Raw genomic sequence first — 14,110 nt, 5'->3', positions numbered from 1 at the left:
ATAATTTTTAATAACATTATTTTTTAATATTTGATTTTCTGATAAAAAATGTTCTTCTAACGCAAACTTAAGCCAAATTTCTTGCTTCTCATTAGGAAAATAAACATTCATTAACTAACTTAGTAAAATCTTTTTGTGATTCTCAAAATTTAATAGATATTTCTTCTAACTGTTGTTGATATTTTCTAATTTCTTCATTGTTTTTAGAGTTTAATATTTTTAATTTGATATCTTTAATATTGTTTATGGTTTCAGAAAAAATTCCTTCATAATTTGCATATGATAATAACGAAAAATAAGATTCTCCCATCCTTTTTGATGTATAAATAGGACTTGTCTTTGCTAAAAGTTTATTTTTTTCTATTTCTTTAAGTTCTTCTAAAAATTGTAATAAACTTCCAATAACAGCTTCTGGTTTATGTTGAAGTTCAAGAGGTAAATTTTTATGAATTTCAACAAATTCAGGAAAATTTTCATTAAATAAATTATCAATTTTATAATCAAAATCAGTAGCTACTAAATTATTATTTTTAGTGCTTCTAATAATATATCCTTTAACAGCTTCTCTATTATATAAAGATAAATTATGCACCTCATTAAAAACATTACTTATTATTAAATATTCTTTACTTTTTGTCAATAACCTTTTCTGTAAATAACTTAGCATTTGAACATTATTAACCAATTTTATCCTTGTTAGCAAATAATTTAATCGTTCTTGTTTAATCTTTTCATTTTTATGTAAAATTTTTTGCATTTCTGCAATTGCATTTTTTAATTTATTTTCTGTTTTTAAAAAAGCATTTTTTTTCTACATTTTTTTTGTAAATTGACTAGATCAGCAACCGCTTTGTTATCTTCAGCAATTAAATTAACAAAACTTACAATTTCTTGATCTAATTTTGCAATTTCTTGATCTAACATCTTAAAACCATTTGTTGTTTTTTCTGATTCTAAATTTAACAGTTTTAAAATAAAATGCATTGAAAATACACCATCATAAATGTTTACTAATAATTCTAACTTTGTTATTCATTTCGTTTCAATTTGGAATGTAGCAGAAGTAAAAGATTTACTTCAATTATTATCATCAATTTTATACATAAAATTAAATTTTATGTCAAAAATATTTGTTTGGTCACCAATTTTAATATCTTCTAATTTAATTTTAAATTTTGCTAACTCTTCTTTAGTAAAAATTGAGCCAGTTTTATTATTTAAATTATTTAATAATTCTGTTTGGGAAATTAATGAGGTGATATCATCAACATTAATATTTGTCTCTTGCGAATAAGCAGAAACGTTTATTACTTCATGCAATTGATTAATTTTTTGTATAAATAACTTTAATTTTCCTACCATTGTTAATAATTTAACAGAACTCGCTGTTGAAGAAACGCCAATTTTTTCTGCTGCTTGTTTAATAAGAGAAACATTTTCAATCATTGGTAATGTTCCTCTATTATGTTCTAATAAAATATTGGAAACTTTCTTTTTTAAAGAAAACAAATTTAAATCTTCAAAATTGTAAGTGGTTTCATTAGACACATAAAAATTACTTCTTTGAAAACAAACAGTATCATGAAAAGTATCATTATATTTTCTTAACTGACCTTTAGCATTTAATAAATAAATTTCTTCTACATCTAGAAAACGAGAAATGACTCTTCCAAATTTAGTTTCACTTTTTCAATCGATAAAATTGTTAGTCCGTTGTGATTTATCATCAACATAAGTATATTTAGTATCCAATTCTGCGGCAGTAAAAGCAGGAATTAATACTTTTTCTCCTTCCAATGTTTCACCAAATACGACAAATCTTGTACCTTGCGAAGCATTCTCTGTCTTAAAAATTAATGTTTTATTATTATTAAAAAAAATTTTAATTGTTGACCTTTTGTTATGTTGTTAAAATTAAATGTGTTTGGCATTATTTTCCTCCCTATTTTTTGTTTTTTATTAAATTTAATATTAATATAATAATTTCATTATTGTTATTTCAAATATTTAAAACAAAAAATACCAACTTGATTTGAAAATCAAGGTGGTATGTTATAACCTTTTAAAATTAAATAATATTAAAAGAAATTAACTTTTAATATTTAATATTTAATATCAAGGTTAAAAAACAAATCTTGTCGTCGATGGGGCATATTATATTTATATATATTATATTTATCAAATCTTGTCGTCGATGGGGCATATTACTATTTAATATCCGGGTCACTAGTAGCACTCATCATATTAGTAAAATCATAAGGAATATTATCAATTAAATAATCATTTTCTACTTCTGCTTGATTAAGTTTAGTTTGTTTCTGTTTCTGTGGAAACTTCGTTTGTGGTTTGTTGTTGTTTTCCATTGTTCTCTCCTATTAATTGGTTATTTTCAGAATTAAATAACTTTAATTTAACTGTTAAGTTATTAATTTCTTGTTCATCATTAATATTAAAGGTTTTACTATTTAATAAATCTTTGTCTAAACGTATTAATATTTGAATAAATTTAAGAATATCAATATTAAATTGTCATAATTTTTGTTCAATATAATTAATAGTTGAAATATTTACTGCTGTACTTTCGGGAACTGATTGTTGTACAGATTTTTTTTGACTTGGAATATGAATACCACAACGTTTAAATATTTCATTAACATTTCAATCGTATATATCAGTTAAATTTTTACCTTTGAAATTACTATTTGTCATATTGATATTTTCGTTTTGTTCATTATTATCTCCACCACTTTTAAATATGTAGTTTTTAGTAACTAATGTTCTTACTGCTTCTTCTAATGTTGATTGAACATTACCATAAGTTTGACTAAAAATAAACTTTGGTGAGTTTAAAATAGTATCTAAAACAATTTGTTCATAAATAACATCTAATGCTTTAATTTTATCCATTACTTTATCACAATCTGCTAATTCATTTGCTTTATTTCGCATAATTGCTATTGGTATATACTTAATATTTAGTGTTTGTTCTTGTGCTAAATTAGGGTTATTAATGAATGATTTAAAATCTAATGGAAATTGTTTTTTATTATCATTAATACTATAAATTACACGATTAATTGTTACTTGTTCATTGTTTAACGTATAAACTTCAAATAATCTTACAGTTTGTGCATTTTGTTGATAACTATCATAAAAAATAGTACATTGAATTAATTTACCAGTAATATCATAAACTCTTTGTTGGATATCAACTACTTGAAAATATAAATTATCATTTGCAATATAAATTAAATAACCACTAATTCCTAATTTACTTAATTTAAAAATAGAATTTCAATTTTTTCTATAAAATTCTTGTTGAATTAAATATTGTTTAATAGTTTCATTATTAATATCTAATGGAGCATTATATAAATTAGCGTTATTTTCTGCTACAAAATCAGTAAAATAAGTTTCATGATTAAAATCATTAAAACCAAAATAACTTAAAATAGAAGCATGTGTACTTTTATTTTTATTACTTAAAAATTTTACTTTTTCATTTTGATTATCACTAATATTACTTCTATCTTTTCTAAAAAAACGACTTAGCATAAATAATATTCACCACCTTTCTAAAATATTTGATTAATTTTTAATACAATTTTTACAATAATAAATATAATTAAACCTGCAATAGCCGAAGATAATAAAACTCCAATTAAACTTAAAATAATTTTTATAATTTTTCAAATCATAATTTTATTCCTGTAATTCTTCTAATTTTCATACATTACCTTTTAAATTACCTTTTCCAGTATAAATAGTAATCAATTTTGCATGTTGAACTGATAAAATTACTATATTAGCACTATTATTAAAGGTTTGTATTTGTACACCAGCAATTTTTTATCAGTTATAATAAATTCTTGAATAGTATAAACTGGATTATATATACTTCAAGAATAATAAACTCTATAATGTTTATTCTCTTGAAAATCATAAGTAATTTGTCAATTATCTCATTTATTTTTTTCTCTTGTTCCTACTTCTTTTCAATTTGAACTACTTGGACTTGGTTGTGGTTGTTTTTCTAATATTTCATTAATTGCTTGTAATAATTTTTTATTTTGAGTTTTTAATAATTTATATTCATTATTTTCTAATAAATCCTTACAAAGTAATGAATTTTCTTCATCATTTAGTAAAATTTCATTTGTTTCAGTATTATATTTAAAATAATCATTTGAAAACTTTTTATCTTTTATTTTTTCTTTTAACTCATTAATAGCACCAACAATAGTTTTATCAGTAGTTTCTAAATTAGGAATTTCTTGACCAATAGCATTCATAGAAAAAGCAATTGGAAATAATGCTTTTGTATCTTCTAATTTTTTATCAACTTCTGGTTTTGTATAATAATTAGTTGGGTCAATTCCACCACCAGTAGCACTAATTTTATTATTTTCATCAATATTTATATTAGTACCAGCAAGGAATTTATTTTGTTTTTTATCTAATAAATTATTAGTTTCTAGTTTTGTATAATAATCACGTTCAGTACCTTCTTCCGATATAAATTCAGTTGGTGTTCCAGTTCCTTGATATTGATATATTTTAGAAATAAATCCTGAATAATATGTTCCGGGTGTAGCACTAGCGCGAATTTTATAATTACTGCAAGTTAAATATAATCTAATATTATTAGTTTTATCTGAATAAAAAGTATCTAATAGAGTATATGATTTTATTGCATATTCTTCATTTAATTTAAATATAGATTTTCTAGTATATTTATATTTATAAATATCACTCTCATAAATATAACCTCATGTTACTAATATTTCTTTATTTAAATTATCAGTTGAAAGTTCATTAGATATCTCTTTTCATAATGGACTAGTTTCAATATTAAATCAGTTATTTTTAATATCATCAATATTTTGTTTATTAATCTCAATTTTATTTTCTATTGATTTGATATTATTATCAACTTTAGTTTCTAATAATTTAATATTATTTTCATTTGTAGTAATTCGTTTTTGTTGTTTAGCAGAAAAATCACAAGTTGGTGCATGTGTATAATCACCAATTTGTGGATTATTTTGTAATGCTTCGGATGGTAATGTACCAATTTCATCAGGTCAATCTAAAATCATTGTTTCAGTTTCTTTATCATAATCAGTTGCAACATAACCTTTATTAATAAATTTACTAACAGGACCTCTATATATTTCATTTTCATTATCATCAACTAAATCATCATATAATTTAATTTGTTTTGATAATGTAAATTCTTTTTGTTGTTCGATTAATTCATCAACTTGATTTCTAGTATAAAATGCTTTTAAATCAATTTTTTCAACATCTATTTCATCATCATTATAATTTGATAATATTTGTTTTAATTCTGTTAGTCTTGCCCATATTTTCATTGTCCTTGGTGCTAAATCTCAAACATTAATTGTAGGAATACTATTTGCACTAAATTGACTACCATTATTAAACTGAATAGTAGCATCAACATTAAATTCAATTGGTGTACGATTAAATACTCAATGTTCAGCGGTTACATAAACCATATCTCTTAATGTTTCTTTAATTAATTCATCTTTAAAACTATCAAAAGGAAATTTAGATAAAATAAAACCAAGATAAGCATTAATATCATTTTGAGCACGAATAGCAAAAGTTTTAAATCAATCATTAACATTTGGTCATGTTTGTATATATTGCTGTGGTGTTTCTGTAATTTTTCCAGTTAATGGATATCAGTTATTATAATTTTCTAGACTGACACCAGTTCAAAGTTTATTAATCATAATTTATCATTCCTTAAAAAATGCTTTTTTATAATGTTTAGTTTTTGTTTTAGTTTTTCTATGTGATATATGAATAATTTCTTTTTGTAATTTTTTCTTACCTTTTTCTACAACTTGACTATATGCAAAATTTTCCAAATGATGTAATAATCCAGTACCAAATAAAGTATTAACTGAAAACTTTAAACCAACATTTTTAAATGATTTGTTAATATTTTCAATAGGATTATTAATAACATTTATTACTTTATGATAAGTTCTAATAGTTCTAAATATTTCTCTATATACTTTAAAACTATCTCTAATTATTTGTTGAATAACTGGCGGAGCAAATGCTATTGCTTTTAATCATTTATTACGATTAACACCCTAACCAATGTATCAACCACTATATCAACGATATCAATGAAATGGATGTATTTGAGTAACAAAAGTTTTTGCTTTAAGAATACTATCAACAACTGTAATTGGTTTATACTTAGGATTACGATGATAAATAGTAATTGCACATTTATCTAATGACAAAGGTTGAATTTTACAACCCATAAATACTGGTGAATTTAATGGAATTAATTGTGCGTGTTTAATTGCTCTTTTTTCTGCACTAGTAAATAAATCAGTTGCTTTTTCTTTTAATTTCTGAATTTTTTCAAATGCTTGTTTTTCTAACTCTTCAAGTTTTTCTTGTAATTTATATATACTTTCTCGTATTTTTTCAAAATATGGTGTATCTTTTCAAAATTTATTTAAACCTTTTTTTAAATAAAATCTAATATCAAAATATTTAAAAGTTTGATTTGTTTTTAAAACAAGTTGATGAATAACATTATTTTTAAAATTAAATTTAATAGCATTAGCACGAATTTTTTGTAAATCTAAAATTAAAGTTTTTCCATATCTATTTTCTGTATGTATTGTATGAACTAAATTTAATCAATCATGTTGATTCATTTTTAATACTTCTTTTAAATCAGTATTAAATTTTTTTAAAAAGTTATTTGCTTTTTCAATATCTTTAATTTTAAATTTAGGAGTTAATTGTGGACTTAGTTTTATTAATGTATTTTGTAATAATAAGTAATCTTTTAACTCTTGTGCTTCTAATTTTTGAAAATTATTTTTATATTGTCTTTCAGCAACATAACCTAAATCTCGTAATACTGTTTCACGATTAGGAGTAAAACTATAATTCATTAAATAACGTTTATTACCAATAATTTTATCTGTTAAAATTTCTTTTCCACTTACTTGACTAATAATTTCTTGTAAATTTTTTGCTTCTTTAATTCCCACTTGTTCTAATGTTTTAGTTTTTTGTGCTAGTTTAATAAATTTACTTGTACGATAACCACGACTAATTTTATTAAGTCCAGCAAATGCAGGAAGTATATTAAAGAAAGTATTTAATTTTGTTACATTTCCTTTTAAATAATCATAAACTTGATTAATAGTAAAATCAGTTAAAAACTCTACACCAACAGCACTAATACTAGCAACTAAATCACTTGCACCTAATCCAAGTGCAAAACTTTCACTTAATCCACCAGTAAAAGGAGCAAGTGCTACTGCTATAACTTGTGCACCAATCATTTCTAAAATTTCTCATCAAAAACTTTTGTTTTCTTGTTGGTTACTTGTTCTAGTATGTTTTGGTTTATTTATGTTTAAAAGTATTGCTGTACTAGTTGTACCGATTGGCATGATATTAATTTCCTTTATTTAAGAGTTATTTTAATTGGATTTGTTGAACCTTTATAATTTAAATCATTAACATTTGAAGAAATAACTATGTATAAGTCACCCGCTTTTTGTTTTTGATTACTTACATTAGTTTTTCCTTGTGCATCACTAAAATATTTAATAGTTGGATTTGTTAAATTAGGATTTAATGATTTAAGTTCATTAGTACCTTTTATTTGTGTATTTAATTCACTATTATTGTTATTAACATTTGCAGTAATATCAGTTGTTAAACTTGTAATTTTAGTTTTTAAATCATTTTTATCATTATTAACAATTGCACATAACATTCAGCGTGAAGTTGTTTCTTCATCTGTTATATAGGGTATTGATTCATCAGTTACTTCTCCACCAACTAAATATCTTCTTCCAACTTTACCATCAGCAATATCTTGAACATATACAACTGTATTTTGTAACATATATCTTTTCATTGCTCTTGGTGTTGCTAAAACAAAAGACATAATTTTAGTTTCATTATTATCAGTAAATGTCATATAATCATCCATTACAATTTGAGATAGTACACCTTTGATGTATAAATCATTTCCATTTAATCTTAATTGTTGAGCAATTTGATTATCAGTAATTAGACCTTTATTATTGGCTAAATAAACAATAGTATCATAAAGATTATTAGTAATAAAAAAACGACAATTATTACTATTTCTTAGTTGAAATAAAGTATTTCAAGCATCTAACATTGATTTTAAATATCCTAATGGTGTTTTATCAGTAATTTCTATTTTAGTTGCATATTTTGCAATTACATTTGTATCATTATTTGCTAAATAATCTGCTAAGTCATTAGCAACTTCATATTGCATTATATTTAATAAATTTTGTCCATTTTCAGCATTTAAATCAACATTAGCAATTATTTCACCCGCAACAGCTTCTTCTTTAATTTCTTTTAAAATTTTAACAGTTTCAGCATAACTAACATCTAATCCTTTGCTTTTATCATTTCATTTTAATACTTTAATTTCTGAATTTTTTGGTTTTTTAACTATAAATTCAATTTTTGTTGAATTAACCATTTCGATAGGAAAAAAACTTGCTCATGGTGAATTTGATTGTTTATAAAATTCTATAAACTCTGGTGCTTCTACTAATTTTTCGGTATTATCTAAATTTTTATTGAATTGTATTGCCATTTTTTGATTTCCTTTCTGTTATAAATTATTATTTTTTTTATAATCCAATAATGTACTTTTTATTGAATTTTGTTGATTTGTTATTATTGTTTGTTGTTTACCACCTGTATTAATTATTTCTTTAAATACTGGTTGTTCTTTAATAATTTTTTTAATAGTTTCTTCAATTTTTGAATTTTCTAAATTATTAGTTTTAAATTTTAAAAAATCATAAAATTCAGTTTTAACTTGATATTTTTTAAATATATTAATTATTTCTTTTTCTTTAATTTCTTGATTAAGTTTATTTAACTTATTTTTTGCTTCATTAACTTTATTTTCTATTTCTTGTTGAGCATTATTTTCAGTTAAAGGTTCAGTTGTTTGTTGAACATTATCTTCATTTTCTAACATTTACATCACCCTTTATTATTTATTTTCTTTATTAATTTTTTCATTTAATTTTGCTAATTTTTTTTGATGTTTTATAATTTTGTTATTTGCTCTAACATGTTTTGGAGTTGTGATAAATCTTTTTAATAAAACAATAATTTCTCTACAAATTAATGTTCCAACACTTGTTCCAATAATTATTAATTCATGTAAAAATTCTTTCATCTGAATATTTTCCTTTCAATTGTTTATTTTTAATTATTCATCAAATTGACCAGCATTAATTCTTTCAATCATTGATTGTGAATTACTTATAATTTCTACTAATACAGATATTTCTTTATTGAATTCTTCTATTCTTTCTTTATATGTTTTTATTTCCTGATTATAATATTCAATTATTTTTTCTTTATTCATAAATTATTCACCTCCTTTATAAACTCATGTGATTATAATCTCAATTTAATGAAGCATTATCATTATTTAATGGTACTTCGCTTATATTATCACTACCATATTGACTAGTTGTTTCACTATTAATAGTAAATCTATTGTCATTAATTAATCTTGCAGTTTCATCATGAAATGATGTTTCTTGCATTTCTTCATTATGATGTGTAATTTCCATAGGTAATAAATTATGAATAATTTCAGAAGCACCAGCAACAATAGTTGGAACTGCATAAGCATTATTAAAATCATTATTAATACCCATAGCAACACCACTTGATATTAAACAACCACCAGTAGCCATATTACAAATCTTTCTTATTGTTTCAAATTTATTAGGTATTAATTCAGTTAATCCACTAATAAGATTTGAAATACCATAAGCATTTAAACTAATATATGTATCTCAATCCATTAATGACTGATTTTCTTGTTTATTTAATAGTAATCATGGAGGACCTTCTGTTGTAGTTGTAGTAGTTATTGGAGTTGGTGTTGTTGGAATAATAGGATTAATATTATTTTCTGTTGATTTACTATAATTTGCTAAACCAATTGTTCCTAAACCTAGTAATATTTTTTTACTACTATTAATTAATTTAGTTTTAGTATTTGGTCTTTGATTTAAATTTCATATATCTAAACCTAATTTTTTACCAAATAATAAACTATTAATTGAACCTAATACTGGATTTGCAATTACTTGACCATAATAAGCACTTGTACCAATCATTGCACAAATTGGACTTATTCCAGTTCTAATTAATTTAGTTAAAGTATAATTTGATTGTGTATTTTCATTTGGCATTATTTAACTTCTCCGTTCATATTCAATAATTTTTCTAAAACATAATGATTTTTATCAAATTCTTTAATAAGTCATTTTTTTGTTTCTGACGGATTTTTAGTAACAAGAATTAATCTTTCTATCATATAAATTAATTCTTGTTTATCTGTTCTATCAAAAATTACTTTTAAAATTTCATCTAACATAATTTATTCTCCTTTGTTTGTTTTTATCAGTTCTCTTATAACTTCCAATAAGGAATCTACTACATAAGAATTTAATTCAAATTCATAATTTCTAATTTTAATTTTTTCCTTATGCATTTGTTTATGCTCCTTTAATTTTCTAATTTTTTAATTGTTACTTTAATTCAACCTTGATAAACATCATTATCACCAACTATTAATGCAACATTACTTTCTGGGTCCGAAACAATTATGTGTTTGGATTTAACATTTGGGTATTGTCTTAAAATAATTGCTCTAATATCATTACTTGTATGAATTGCTTTTGGAAATGGTGATAATATTTCAATTTCATCTTTATTTTCAAACAAAGTAGGTAATATTATCATTAGTCAAATTCACCTTTTTTTATTTTTTCAATTAATAAATTTAAAATATTTTTGTCAAAATCAGAGTTTGTATAATTAATTTTTTTAGTTCATTTAATTATATCTTTCATATATTTAAGTAATTTTTCTTTATTCATTATCAAAGTCTCCTAAATTTCCTCAACTTCTTCTATTTCATTTATTAACTGCTTCTAATCAACAACTATTACAGGTATTGGATAAAAAGTTTTCTTTTACTTTATTGCACATAGAACATTTATCTTCATATTTCATATTATTTCTCCTTATTTTCAATTTGATTAGCAATTTCATTTAATATTTTTAATACTTTATATTCATTTTTTAATTCTTTAATAATAAATATTAAAAATATTATTAGTGTTATACTTGTTATTAATATTGGTACTATTAATAAAAATTTTCATAATATCATTTTTTACTCTTTTCATTTTTTAAATCATTTAACATTTATTGAACAAAATGCACGATTTTTAGGAATGTTTAAAGTGTTAAAGATTTGACCAGTTACAATAATTTCATCATTTTTGTTTAATAAAATACAGCGTCTATAAAGTTTTGGGTTATTAAAAATTAAAGTAACGTAGTTTAATCCATTTCATTGACCACGAACACTATAATATAATTCTTTATTACCTTTTTCGTAATATTTTGCTTCAATAGTGTTACTCAGTTTTACTGTTAATTTGACATAATTTGCTTTATCTTTCATTTTTATAATTCCTTAAATAATATTGAATATGTTTATATGCAGCTTGTTCATGTTTTGTAAATTTTATATTTCCTTTATAATTTTCTATTTTAGTTTTATTTTTTGGTTCGCTTTCTTGAAAATCTCAATTCATAACGTCTTCTACTAATACCATTAATGTACCAATAATTTTAGGTGTTGCTAATGGATTAATTAATAATTGTTTTGAAGTTAAAAAGAAATTTTCTACAATAACTAATATTTTTTTATCAATAAATTTGTTTTTAGTTATTTGAAAATATATTTTATAAAAATCTTTACTTGCTAAATTGTAAAGGTAAGTGCAACTAAATTATTTTTCTATCCAAATATTCGATTGGTGAAAGATAATTTAGTATTTTTCTTGGTCTTTGGTTTAAAGACAATATAAATTTATGAACTTCATTTTTATTAGTTTTTGAAAAAATAAATTTTTTAGGAAATTTTTCTCTAATTAAACCATTAGTATTTTCATTAGTACCTCTTTGTCAAGGTGAATATGGATTGGCAAAATAAATTTTTATATCTAAATTTTTTTCAAGTTGTTGTCAATTTGAAAATTCTTTGCCACGATCAAAAGTAATAGTTTTAACAATGTTTTTAGGAAGAATTGATAAATAATAACTAACATTTTTATTAATAACTTTAGTAGTTCTGTTTTTAACTAATATTGCTAAAGTAAATCGTGATACTCTTTCAACTAAAGTTATTAAACATGATTTGCTTTTACCTCGTGATGATACTATAGTATCTCCTTCTCAATGACCAAGTGTTATACGATCATTAACATTTATATCTCGTTCTTTAATTGATTTACCATTAAACTTGCCACGATTTTCTTTAGATTTTCGTTTTTTACCTTTTCTTCTTAAATTTTTACTAGTAACTTTATCAAGCATTCCAAAATAAATTCAAGTATAAATTGTTTTAAAACTAATAACTCACTCTTTATGAAAATTTTTAATTCTGCCATAAATTTGTTCAGGTGATCAACCTAATAGTAATTTTTGTTGTACATATTTTACTAAATTCTTATTTTTAAACTTATGAAAACTAATATGTGATTGTTTTCGATTTTCAGCTTTATTTTGTGCAATTAATGAAAAATAATGATTATTATCTTTATTTCTATTAATTTCTCGAATAATAGTACTAATACTTCGATTAAGATTTTTAGCTATTTCACTAATTTTAAATTTAAATTTCAATTGATTCTCAATATAAATCCTTTCATCTATGCCAAGATGTTTATAACTCATATAAAAACTCCTTACTTTTTTCTAAACTAAATTTAGCATTATGAAATTTTTATATGAGAATTTTTTGCAATTTTATTTACTTGCACTTACAAGTATAACTCAGCACTTTCTAAAATAGTTATTGTTTTAAATGTTTTATTTAAAACAATAACTATTAGTTTCATTTGAATATATAACGATTCCATTATTACCAATTCCAGCAGGGTCAATTCCAATAATTAAGTCATATTGCATAATTAATCAAATTCACCATTTTGAATTTTTTCTTGTAATTTCATTATTAATTTAAGTTTTCAATTACTAATATTAATTTTAATTTCATCACTAATATCATCTTTAAGTAATTCCATAAATTCATTATCAAGATAATAAATTAATTTTTCTTTATCCATATTTATACCTCCTACTTAACCTAATATTTAAAATACAGTCATAACAAATCGCTTTACTATTTTTATCTCTTAAAAAATATTTTCTTGTTTTTATATCATTAGTATTAAAGAATAAATAATCTAATTTATTTTGTTTACATGTTCAACAAAAATACTTTTTCATTATGAGTTGAAATTTCCTTATAAGAAGTAACTAAATAATTAATTGGTAAATCATCATGTTTATATGGATTATTTATTTTAAAACCTTTTCTGTTTTCTTCTCACGTAATGTTATATTTAAAACAAGGATTAGTAATTTTAGTTTTGTTATCTGTTATTTCACCGATAAATCAACTATTATGCTGTTCATAAAATTTTAATGGTTCAAGTTTTATATCATTAAGATAATATTCTTTTGGAGCAGTTGGTTTATTAACAGTTATTTTTTGGTCTTTAATATATGGTTCTAATAATTTTATTAATTCATTACCACTTAATTATCTTTTAATATTTTCTAAATTAAAAACTCAATATGTGTAACTGTTATCAACAATAAAACAATTATTTTTAATCATTCATTTTGGAAGCGATAATTTATATTCAACATAATCAATAAGAATAGATTGTGGTTTATCTTTAACAATTTGTTCTTTTTTAAATTCTATTTGCATAATAATCCTTTCCTAATATGTTCTGTTGCTTCTAGCATAAAGAACATATATTTTGATTTTTAGATTATTAATAATACTACTATTCGTTTTATTAATTCCAGCAATTCTGGGCTCAAAAATAAATTATGAAATTTTAAAAAAAAATAAAAAATAAAACCAACACTTGCTCACTGGGGAGTGGCAAGGTTGGTTAAATAAAGAATAGAATTAATACAA

24 protein-coding genes are annotated in these 14,110 nt (G+C 22.3%); all 24 read right to left on the bottom strand.

All coding sequences use genetic code 4. The features are described 5' to 3' along the window. Nucleotides 1-91: 91 nt before the first annotated feature. The 24 genes from AACL05_RS01030 to AACL05_RS00915 all read right to left on the bottom strand — a co-directional run bounded on the left by AACL05_RS01030 (nucleotide 92) and on the right by AACL05_RS00915 (nucleotide 13,894). The gene (locus AACL05_RS01030) at nucleotides 92-757 is read right to left on the bottom strand and encodes a hypothetical protein (protein ID WP_338961828.1); all 666 of its coding nucleotides are present in this window, start codon (nucleotides 755-757) and stop codon (nucleotides 92-94) included. 35 nt (nucleotides 758-792) lie between these two features. Beyond that, nucleotides 793-1,797 (bottom strand): hypothetical protein, encoded by a 1,005-nt coding sequence (locus tag AACL05_RS01025; RefSeq protein ID WP_338961827.1) that lies wholly within the window; start codon nucleotides 1,795-1,797, stop codon nucleotides 793-795. 410 nt (nucleotides 1,798-2,207) lie between these two features. Continuing rightward, entirely contained in the window at nucleotides 2,208-2,363 is a 156-nt protein-coding gene (locus AACL05_RS01020) for a hypothetical protein (protein WP_338961825.1), read from the bottom strand. Next, nucleotides 2,308-3,555 carry a hypothetical protein gene (locus AACL05_RS01015; protein WP_338961823.1) on the bottom strand — a complete coding sequence of 416 codons (1,248 nt, stop codon included), beginning with the start codon at nucleotides 3,553-3,555 and terminating at the stop codon, nucleotides 2,308-2,310. The genes AACL05_RS01020 and AACL05_RS01015 overlap by 56 nt, the downstream gene beginning before the upstream one ends. 20 nt (nucleotides 3,556-3,575) lie before the next feature. Next, nucleotides 3,576-3,698: a hypothetical protein gene (locus AACL05_RS01010; RefSeq protein WP_338961822.1), complete on the bottom strand. Its 123-nt coding sequence runs from the start codon at nucleotides 3,696-3,698 to the stop codon at nucleotides 3,576-3,578. A gap of 102 nt (nucleotides 3,699-3,800) precedes the next feature. Then, entirely contained in the window at nucleotides 3,801-5,762 is a 1,962-nt protein-coding gene (locus AACL05_RS01005; RefSeq protein ID WP_338961820.1) for a hypothetical protein, read from the bottom strand. 3 nt (nucleotides 5,763-5,765) lie between these two features. Then, on the bottom strand, nucleotides 5,766-5,900 hold the full coding sequence (locus AACL05_RS01000; protein WP_338986100.1) for a hypothetical protein: 135 nt from the start codon (nucleotides 5,898-5,900) through the stop codon (nucleotides 5,766-5,768). 231 nt (nucleotides 5,901-6,131) lie between these two features. After that, nucleotides 6,132-7,463, bottom strand: a complete 1,332-nt coding sequence (locus AACL05_RS00995; RefSeq protein ID WP_338961817.1) for a hypothetical protein — start codon at nucleotides 7,461-7,463, stop codon at nucleotides 6,132-6,134. Between the two features lie 14 nt (nucleotides 7,464-7,477). Beyond that, the gene (locus AACL05_RS00990; RefSeq protein WP_338961816.1) at nucleotides 7,478-8,659 is read right to left on the bottom strand and encodes a hypothetical protein; all 1,182 of its coding nucleotides are present in this window, start codon (nucleotides 8,657-8,659) and stop codon (nucleotides 7,478-7,480) included. Nucleotides 8,660-8,677: 18 nt separating this feature from the next. Continuing rightward, nucleotides 8,678-9,052 carry a hypothetical protein gene (locus AACL05_RS00985; protein ID WP_338961252.1) on the bottom strand — a complete coding sequence of 125 codons (375 nt, stop codon included), beginning with the start codon at nucleotides 9,050-9,052 and terminating at the stop codon, nucleotides 8,678-8,680. A 15-nt stretch (nucleotides 9,053-9,067) separates the two neighbouring features. Next, nucleotides 9,068-9,256, bottom strand: coding sequence for a hypothetical protein (locus AACL05_RS00980; protein ID WP_174480113.1), 189 nt, complete (start codon nucleotides 9,254-9,256; stop codon nucleotides 9,068-9,070). A 33-nt stretch (nucleotides 9,257-9,289) separates the two neighbouring features. Beyond that, nucleotides 9,290-9,448, bottom strand: a complete 159-nt coding sequence (locus AACL05_RS00975; RefSeq protein ID WP_338961250.1) for a hypothetical protein — start codon at nucleotides 9,446-9,448, stop codon at nucleotides 9,290-9,292. Nucleotides 9,449-9,464: 16 nt separating this feature from the next. Then, nucleotides 9,465-10,289, bottom strand: coding sequence for a hypothetical protein (locus AACL05_RS00970; RefSeq protein WP_338961814.1), 825 nt, complete (start codon nucleotides 10,287-10,289; stop codon nucleotides 9,465-9,467). Beyond that, nucleotides 10,289-10,474 carry a hypothetical protein gene (locus tag AACL05_RS00965; protein WP_338961813.1) on the bottom strand — a complete coding sequence of 62 codons (186 nt, stop codon included), beginning with the start codon at nucleotides 10,472-10,474 and terminating at the stop codon, nucleotides 10,289-10,291. Before AACL05_RS00965 ends, AACL05_RS00970 begins: the two co-directional genes overlap by 1 nt. Nucleotides 10,475-10,605: 131 nt before the next feature. Further along, entirely contained in the window at nucleotides 10,606-10,842 is a 237-nt protein-coding gene (locus AACL05_RS00960; protein WP_174480108.1) for a hypothetical protein, read from the bottom strand. Continuing rightward, on the bottom strand, nucleotides 10,842-10,979 hold the full coding sequence (locus tag AACL05_RS00955) for a hypothetical protein (protein ID WP_338961811.1): 138 nt from the start codon (nucleotides 10,977-10,979) through the stop codon (nucleotides 10,842-10,844). Before AACL05_RS00955 ends, AACL05_RS00960 begins: the two co-directional genes overlap by 1 nt. Continuing rightward, nucleotides 10,972-11,115 (bottom strand): hypothetical protein, encoded by a 144-nt coding sequence (locus AACL05_RS00950; RefSeq protein WP_338961243.1) that lies wholly within the window; start codon nucleotides 11,113-11,115, stop codon nucleotides 10,972-10,974. Before AACL05_RS00950 ends, AACL05_RS00955 begins: the two co-directional genes overlap by 8 nt. Nucleotide 11,116: 1 nt before the next feature. Beyond that, on the bottom strand, nucleotides 11,117-11,275 hold the full coding sequence (locus tag AACL05_RS00945) for a hypothetical protein (protein ID WP_338961242.1): 159 nt from the start codon (nucleotides 11,273-11,275) through the stop codon (nucleotides 11,117-11,119). Between the two features lie 3 nt (nucleotides 11,276-11,278). Further along, nucleotides 11,279-11,572, bottom strand: coding sequence for a hypothetical protein (locus AACL05_RS00940; protein WP_338961240.1), 294 nt, complete (start codon nucleotides 11,570-11,572; stop codon nucleotides 11,279-11,281). Further along, nucleotides 11,562-11,726: a hypothetical protein gene (locus AACL05_RS00935; protein ID WP_338986098.1), complete on the bottom strand. Its 165-nt coding sequence runs from the start codon at nucleotides 11,724-11,726 to the stop codon at nucleotides 11,562-11,564. Before AACL05_RS00935 ends, AACL05_RS00940 begins: the two co-directional genes overlap by 11 nt. Before the next feature lie 172 nt (nucleotides 11,727-11,898). Continuing rightward, entirely contained in the window at nucleotides 11,899-12,849 is a 951-nt protein-coding gene (locus AACL05_RS00930; protein ID WP_338960236.1) for an IS30 family transposase, read from the bottom strand. A 236-nt stretch (nucleotides 12,850-13,085) separates the two neighbouring features. Next, on the bottom strand, nucleotides 13,086-13,241 hold the full coding sequence (locus AACL05_RS00925) for a hypothetical protein (RefSeq protein WP_338957292.1): 156 nt from the start codon (nucleotides 13,239-13,241) through the stop codon (nucleotides 13,086-13,088). Then, nucleotides 13,234-13,404, bottom strand: a complete 171-nt coding sequence (locus AACL05_RS00920) for a hypothetical protein (RefSeq protein WP_338961236.1) — start codon at nucleotides 13,402-13,404, stop codon at nucleotides 13,234-13,236. Before AACL05_RS00920 ends, AACL05_RS00925 begins: the two co-directional genes overlap by 8 nt. Nucleotides 13,405-13,720: 316 nt before the next feature. Then, the gene (locus tag AACL05_RS00915) at nucleotides 13,721-13,894 is read right to left on the bottom strand and encodes a hypothetical protein (protein WP_338961809.1); all 174 of its coding nucleotides are present in this window, start codon (nucleotides 13,892-13,894) and stop codon (nucleotides 13,721-13,723) included. Between the last annotated feature and the right edge of the window lie 216 nt (nucleotides 13,895-14,110).

Source organism: Spiroplasma endosymbiont of Thecophora atra (assembly GCF_964019735.1).
Taxonomy (GTDB): Bacteria; Bacillota_I; Bacilli_A; order Mycoplasmatales; family VBWQ01; genus Spiroplasma_E; species Spiroplasma_E ixodetis_A.
The sequence above is the reverse complement of the archived record's forward strand: the minus strand, read 5'-3'. Positions and strand labels throughout refer to the sequence as shown.